The organism is Bartonella sp. AP3QHHD (assembly GCF_042195765.1).
Classification (GTDB): Bacteria; Pseudomonadota; Alphaproteobacteria; order Rhizobiales; family Rhizobiaceae; genus Bartonella.
Window position 1 is genome coordinate 1 of sequence record NZ_JBHIPC010000007.1, and the last position, 7,792, is coordinate 7,792.

General features: G+C 44.3%; 3 protein-coding genes and 1 pseudogene. 2 read left to right on the top strand and 2 right to left on the bottom strand.

What is annotated here, in order from left to right:
- Both ACFIL7_RS00140 and ACFIL7_RS00145 read left to right on the top strand, forming a co-directional pair.
- Positions 1–73, top strand: a pseudogene (locus tag ACFIL7_RS00140) (integrase); the annotation flags it as partial.
- Positions 74–283: 210 nt separating this feature from the next.
- Entirely contained in the window at positions 284–484 is a 201-nt protein-coding gene (locus tag ACFIL7_RS00145; RefSeq protein ID WP_015856172.1) for an AlpA family transcriptional regulator, read from the top strand.
- Between the two features lie 102 nt (positions 485–586).
- Here the strand turns inward: ACFIL7_RS00145 and ACFIL7_RS00150 are convergent, their stop codons facing one another.
- Positions 587–988 carry a hypothetical protein gene (locus ACFIL7_RS00150; RefSeq protein WP_375618845.1) on the bottom strand — a complete coding sequence of 134 codons (402 nt, stop codon included), beginning with the start codon at positions 986–988 and terminating at the stop codon, positions 587–589.
- Positions 985–7,792, bottom strand: a 6,808-nt coding sequence (locus tag ACFIL7_RS00155) for a hemagglutinin repeat-containing protein (protein WP_375683229.1), incomplete at its 5' end; no start/stop codon positions are given. The genes ACFIL7_RS00155 and ACFIL7_RS00150, both read right to left, overlap by 4 nt.

Genomic DNA, 7,792 nt, shown 5'->3' on the forward strand with positions numbered 1-7,792 from the left:
TCGGACTGACTATTTAGAACAGCGCCGCGTTTATATGGATAAATGGGCGGCTTATGTCACGGGTCAATCTTAAGATATGGGATGAATAACCCCATGATCTGTGGATAACTTTAGCTCTCTTTTCTCTCATTCTTTCTCAATAAGAGTCATAAATTATCACATCAGAAAAACTATGATAAAATATTGTTTTCTATAAATAAAATACCTTCAAAAATGAACCAAAATGTGGTTAATAAATAGTTATGATTTGTTCTCATTTTTTTACTTTTGAAAGGATTTTAGTATGACAGAAAATGATATTCTTTTAACAGACCGTGAAAGTGCAAAACTGCTTCATATGAGTGTCTCAACATTCCGCCGTCATGTGACCAATGGCTCTCTCCCAAAACCTTTAAAATTTGGTTTTTTATCGCGTTGGTTACAATCGGATCTTTTGAATGTCATCGAGCAAGCAAAACAGCAACGTTATAACGACGCGGCATAAAAAGAAAACCTTGTCACGTAAGGACGGACAAGGCTTTCTCAAACTCATCAACCTGGTGCTTTATTTGGTGTAAATTCAAGGCTTTCTCTACTGAAGCAAGACTTAAGGCTGGCATTCAGGTGCATTTTTATACTTTTTACAAAAAGGGCTGTTCAAACGCTTCTTGACACTGCGCTGTGGTATGACAGCACCTGGACGACAAATGGGAAGGTTTTCAGCTCTAAAAGTATAACACCAATATGGTCCTCCCCATTTGTAGCGGAATCCTGCTTGAATCATGCAAGCATCGATGGAAGCCTCTGCATTGATGCTTAGCTTTCTATTTTCTGGAAAAACATCATAAGGGGTTGGCATACCACATTCTAACAATGCTTTTCCTACCTCAGTAAAATCTGCTCCTGGTTTCTCCCATGCACTCAAAACTCCTGGTGGAGGCTTGTCGATGTTACATCCAGCAATATTTAACAGAATGAGACCACTTAATAATTTCAAGATTTGTTTCATTTTTTTCTTCCTGAATATTTTGAATAAATTGGCGTACGATTAGGTAATCCATAAGCCTGTCGACATATTGAACCTGCATTACCATAACAAGCATGGACACTGGGGTAGCCCTTAAATATTTGCCATGCTTCTTTCCAAGGACCACTTCCAGGAGGTATTTGCCCAAAAGTGTAAGGATTTTTGCCAATCTTTGTACCAACAAAGTCATTTTTATGATTTTCCAAGTTTACGTAATCCTGCTTTCCATCACTTAAGATATATAACGTATCTGCCATGTTTTGAGTATTATAAGCTGGTCCAAAGAAATTAATCGTTGTTTTCTTTGCTATACCATGAACACCATGCTTTTCTAAATCATGCGATCCATTGCCCGCTGTCATACTGCCACGGCTATGCGCATCAGTATGCAATCCTATATTGCCAAGGCTATACAACAGATTCTGGTACTTCTTCGTCGAATTGGTCAAAATACCCAACTTACCTTCTAGAGCATACTGATACCCTGCAATGAACAACTCTACCAAGAACGAATCGCTATGAGGGAACATCAGAAAATAGTGTGGATCATTCTTGTTATCAGCCAACTGAACCGCATTATGGGCTGCGTCATCTGGTGTTGTAAAAATACCATTGAGAAAAACATGAACCTTGCCATCAGAACCTTTTTGTAAATTCTGTTGTTCTTCAGGCGTTAAATAATGATATTGCGGCTGCGGGTTTCCATGACTGTCTCTTATAGGATTTCCATTTTCATCTTTTGCATAGATCACATTGCCATTTTCATCGTGATCCACAGTAGCCAGATAATGCTCTTTGATAAACATGTTTACAAAGCTCTGTTCAAAGATATTAGATTCTTCATCCGATAAATCATTGATCATATCTACGCGATTATGTACTATCCCCTCAAGCGATGCGACATCTAGCTGTTCTACTGCTTGGTGGGCTGTAGCGGTGTTGCGGTTGAGAGAGCCAATGATTTGTCCAGCATCTTGCCCCATCGCCCTTTGTCCAGTTGTATCAGTAAGGATGATAGTCCCATCACTGATAGCAGATTTGGTTTCTCCTTCTGCTGCATCCTTGGCTTTGCCGTGATTTAAAACATTCTTGGCAATGTTTTTTATCGTGTCGTTCCCAGAAATGCTAAACCCATGGCTGCTGGCTTTAGCATGGGCACTGTTGCTGATATCACTGGTGCTAATGCTTCCTGTGGTCAGGCTGTTTTTATCTGCCGGCGCGGTGCTTTCAATAATACCTCCGGTCAGCGTTGTTTTATCTTTAACAATGATATTAAAGCCGCCATCACCAGCTTTGATGCCTGATTGTTCCACAACACTATGATAATCGCTGGAGGATTTATCGTTTTGGAAAGAGGCGCTCATGGAGCCCCCACCACCCGTTTGTCCAGCACCAAACCCAACAGAAACAGAGTTTTGCTTGCTGGAAGTTTGTCCCGTATCACTGCGGCTGGTAATGGCAAAATCACCCCCTACTTCCATTTCTACACGCTCTCCAGAAACCACGGCGCCTGCCAATGTGGTGTTTGCCTGACTTATGGTATGAACAGTGCCGGTGCCTATAATATGGCTGTTTTTGTGTTGAACTTCCTCACTGGAACCTTCCCCTTGACTAAAAGCAGCACTGCCCGTTGCCCCTGCGCCACCCGTGCCATAACCGGTGCCAACACTCATTGAAGCACTTTCACTGCTGTTTTGTGTGCTTTGCGTGTTTTGTGCACTTTCAAAGATGATATCTTTACCTGCTTCCATGGTGATCTTTCCGCTCTGTGCATCATTTTCCAGCACATAGATTGGATTGGTACCAGCGATAATATCAGCGCCAACACCATGAATGCTGCCTTTGTGGGCTTGCATGTTAACAGCGCGTCCGCCTTCTATGCTATCTGTCACCGCTGTGGAGACTTGAGAAGAGGCTTCTGTTTTCTCAGTTTTAAAGCCCACGGTTACACTGCCAGATGCGCCAGCCATATTGGCAAGAGCATCCTTGGTGGAGCCCCCCACCCCTCCTAATGAGCTACTCAGTCCTTTGGTTGTGTTCCCCTTTTCCCCCGTATTGCCAGTCAGCCAATCAACAAAATTCTTGCCTTTGTTAAAGAGGTGATTGATTTTCATGCCGGTCAGTATGCCATTAATAACGGTGTTATTGCCATCCTTATTGTTCATACGGTCCGCTGAATCTTTTAGTCCTTGTACCGTGCCAAGGACACCGATATCAACGGAAGTTGTCACACCAGCAAAAGACTTTTCATGTGTCTCTTTGCCGTTAGAGGTATCATAGCTTTCTGATAGGGTGATATTATTGCCGGCATCAATGTTGACATCACGATCCGCCGAAACAATGGCTGCTTGTAAATTCACATCATTGTCAGCAGTAATCTGCACATCTTGGCGTGCCGTGATGTGTGATTGTGTGGAAGTGGTTTCCCATTGATCGCCCGTATCTTTGGCGCTTGCAATTCCAACACCTACAGAAGCACCGCTGTTGCTCTTTTCAAACTGAAAGCCAAAGCCTTCCCGTTCTTCTACAGAGTTTGACTTATGGCTATTATGACCAACAAGCACATTGACATCACGAGCTGCGGTAAGATTAACATTTTCCCCTGCAAGATCAGAGCCAACAATTGTCACATCTTTTTTCTTGGCAGTGATGGTGATCGTACCATCCGCATTGAGAGAAGAACCTTGATGCTCAAAACTCTCTTCATTTTCTGTCTTTCCCTCACTCCCGTATATCGACACAAAGCCCTTACCTGATCCCACACCAAAACCTGTTTCATGCTCCTCTGAATGGCTTTTATGGTGATCTGTCATGCCATCAATCGTCACATTTTCTCCGCTCACATTGATATCTTGACCGGAAAGCAGATGAGAAGCCGTGATTGTGGTCTCTTTGTCTGATTGCGTGATAATGTTTCCCGTCGCCCCAAGGATAGAGGAGACCGTTGTGGTATGCGATTGAGATGTATCAGACGATTTCTCATGCAAAAAGCCACTTGATGACGATTGCGCTTGCTGATCCAAGTGTTCTTGGGCGCCTTTGATGACAATCTTTCCCCCAGAGTGAATGGTAATATCCGCTTGTTTTTGATCTCCTGGTGCTTTCTCTCCTGACGTTTCCTCTGCCTTACCGGCTATGAGCGTCGAGGCGACAACTTCCGTGTTGTTTCCTGAGTCAATGGTAATGCCTTCACCCCCTGTTATGCTTGACCCCACAACTTGGCGCACATCCATCTTGTTATGCTCAGATTTGCTGCTACTAAATGCTCCACCCTCTTTATGGTACGACATCTCATACTGTAAGCTATCCTCTGCATTATTGATGAGAATATCGTTGCTGGCTTTCAGCCCCACCTTGCCATCAGCCGCAATGGAACTACCTGTAATGCTAAGATCATGCGGTTTGCCATCCTGCCCTGCAATGACAGTGGTGTCACCTCCCGATTTTATCGAAGAGCCAACGGCATGAGAGGCTTGCATATCCACTTTCGTGTTTTTGGTGCGAAGATGATACTCCATCTCATCGTTTCTCACCCCTATTGTTACCTCCCCTTGGGCGCCAAGAGCAACATTACCCTTGGCATCTATATCGGAAGCAGCAATATGGATATCTTTTCCAGAGAGAACAGTGGTCTCTTTTCCAGAACTTAAATGAGAGCCATTGTGTAAAGCAACATGAGATGTTTCACTCCCACTCTGATTGTCCATGCTGTTGCGTGTGGCATCAATCGAAACATTCCTCTCAGCTTGCAAGAGAAGTTTATCCTTTGTTTGAACATCAGAGCCTAAAATATTCAAATCTTTTCCAGAGGAAAGCGTTGTTGAGCCTCCAGAGTTGACTTCTGATTTATGATGCATGGTGGCATCACCCTGCTCATCATGGTAATGGGTTTCTGCTGAACCGATCGTCAAGTTGCCTTGTTCTGTAGCCATGGCAAGATCACCTCCGGTAGTGATCCCCACCCCTGAGGCGGTGATATCTTGCTTGGCAATCACGCTCGCATTGCCACCAGCAGAAAGTGCCTCGGTGTTTAATACGGTCTCCACGCCGTCAACCGTTGTGCGCCCTGCATCCAAACGAATATTCTTCTCTGCAAGGATAACAGCATCACCACCCGCCGCAAAATGCCCTCCTTGACTAAAGATATCCCCGCCATGCACATGCAATTGGTGATTTGCCGCAATACGCCCTGAATTGGTTATTGTGGAATTGCTTGTATTTTGGCTGGTGATATTGACATCATCGCCCATGATCAAAGCCCCAGCAGAAACAAAGGAGGCTCTGTCTTTTTCAGGGATATAAAGCACCGGTGCATAAACATCCATGCCCTTGACCTGTTGGCGTACATAAATCACCATCGGGGCTTCTAGGGACGCCAATTGTTCTTCACTCAAAGCCTCACCAAAGGGGAGATTGTGGGCTTTTGCATATTCTGCCCCGACATCCAGCAAGGTTTTGACTTGTTCAATGGCATCACTTCCAGGAATAAAGGAGCCTTTGCCCAAACCTTGACCAACCAGATCACGCATTTGTTTCTCAATCAGCTGCTTTTCGAAATAAGCATCGCCTAAGAAAAAAATCTCCCGATCAGGATTGTAGCCAATTCTGTTCAAATAATAAGCTGAGCCATAAAACTTGCCGACATCAAGGAATTCTGCCCGCGTTTCATAAATGAAATTCTGGTTGGGCAGCGTGCCACCAACCCCACCCGATTGGGGCTTTGGTAAAGGGAGCCCCTCAGAAAGTTCCCCTGCATTATTGAGATCGACTTTTGGTGTAAAGAGAGCATCAACCCCGGTTAAACCACTTAAGGACTCCAGTGGATTGCCTTCAACTGCTTGTGCTTTAAAATGCGCATCCCCTGTAATCGAACCTTCCGCTGCCGTGTTATTGAGTTGATCGACCACCAAATTCAACGTGCCACCCGCTTGGACAAGACCAGGAACGCTCTCCAAAGCTTCTGAACCAATCTGGCGATCCTTGCCATTGGCTATATCTAAAGAAACATCGCGGCTTCCATCAGCTTTATAGCCATAACAACTGTCTGTATTAGCCTGACAACCAAGATAAGTGTTTTTATAAGCCGTTGCCCCCAAATTGGTCAGCACATTGGCGTGGATATCGGCATTTCCCCCTGCTCTCATAGAGCTATAATGGTTATCAATGGTATCAGCATTAATAATAAGATTGCCACTAGATTGTATTACCCCCGAAACAGTTGGTTTATGCGAAAATGCTTGTGTGACAGTCTTTTCTGTCATGTGTGACCAGTCTTCGTTTATTGACCCTAACCATCCTCCCTTCCGCCGAGAACCATTCCATACAAACTCTTCTATGTCTCCTTTTCGAGCATTATGTTTCCAAGTAAACGCCTTATAGACTGTCCCATCTTTTAAAGTTGCCGTGCCATAGGTTCCTTCTTTGTTATTCCAAAGTTGTTGCTCAAATATAAAGTGTTTTGGACCTACTGCCCCATGCTTTCTCTTAGAAAGTTTTCCTTTTCCCCAACGATCCCAGTCTATATCATGATATAAAGGTCTGCCATCGAGAAAATTATATTTGTCTGGTCTTTGGAAAGAAATATCGCTATATTCCGTTTTTTCCGTGATGACAGGCGTGCTATCAGCTTCGTTTTTCAGGGTGTTGGTTTGGATATTTAAGTTTCCACCAGCTTGAATCAAGCCTGCTTTATTGACAAGCGAAAGGCTTTTTCCGCTGCCAGCCGCATTGGTGAAACCCAAATCACCCTCTGCCATTATGGTGCCAAAATCATTCAACAAAGCCCCATCAACTTGTAAAGCACCATTGCCCTTCACATAAATTAAGCCCGTTTTGTTGTTGGTCACATTGCCCGTCACGCTAAAGACTAAATCCTGCCCCGATGCCAATTGACCACTATTGTGAATCTCCCCTGTTTTGATCACGAAATCTCGTGCTGCTAAAACCGACGTTGTCTCATCAACCATAACGCTTGGAGCAACAAAAAGAATATCTCCAGTCCCACCGCCATCTCTTACGGCTTGTAGCCGCGCATTGTGAATATCAAGGGCATTGGTGCTTTGAAAGTCTAAACCGCCATAAGTCAATTCGCTCTCTGAGACATCAATATGATCTGCAATTAAATACAGCGTTTGCGGCGTGTAAATATGAGAACGATTATTGCTTAAATCGAGAGTGTTTGCTGTCAATCTCACATCCCCCTCAGCAGACAGCACATTCTCAACACTGATCTCCCCTGATACAGAGGTTAGAGTTGCGCTGCCATAGCCCATGACCTGATCATAATAGATGTCGTTGCCTGCAAAAATTTCAATATTGCCACCACTGGCAATCTGACCAACCTTCACCCCTTCTTTTGCTGTAATCAAAAGAAAGCCGTTTTTATCTAAAATAAGATCCCCTGAACCGCCCGTAGAAACGACACCTGTCATCAGTGTGCCTGCATCAAGGCTGCCAACCTTTAAAACAGCTTCTTCACCCGTCATCAGCGAAGAAAAGTCAACCGCCCCACCCTCAATATTTGCCTTGCCATAGGCTAAAAGTTGTCTAAAATGAACGGGAGCATTTGTTTCTGGTTGTGCTTGAATGGCAACATTTTGATGCGACAGAATTGTTTGAGAAACAGAAAGCCCGTTATGAGAAACCAGGGTGATATCTCCTGCCCCATAAACACTTTCAGCAACAATCGCACCTTGACTGCTCTGAAGATCAACATCCCCTTGGGTGCCAAGAACAACAACACCAGCAGCACCCGTTGCCGCCATATCAACCCCACCGGCTAAAAAA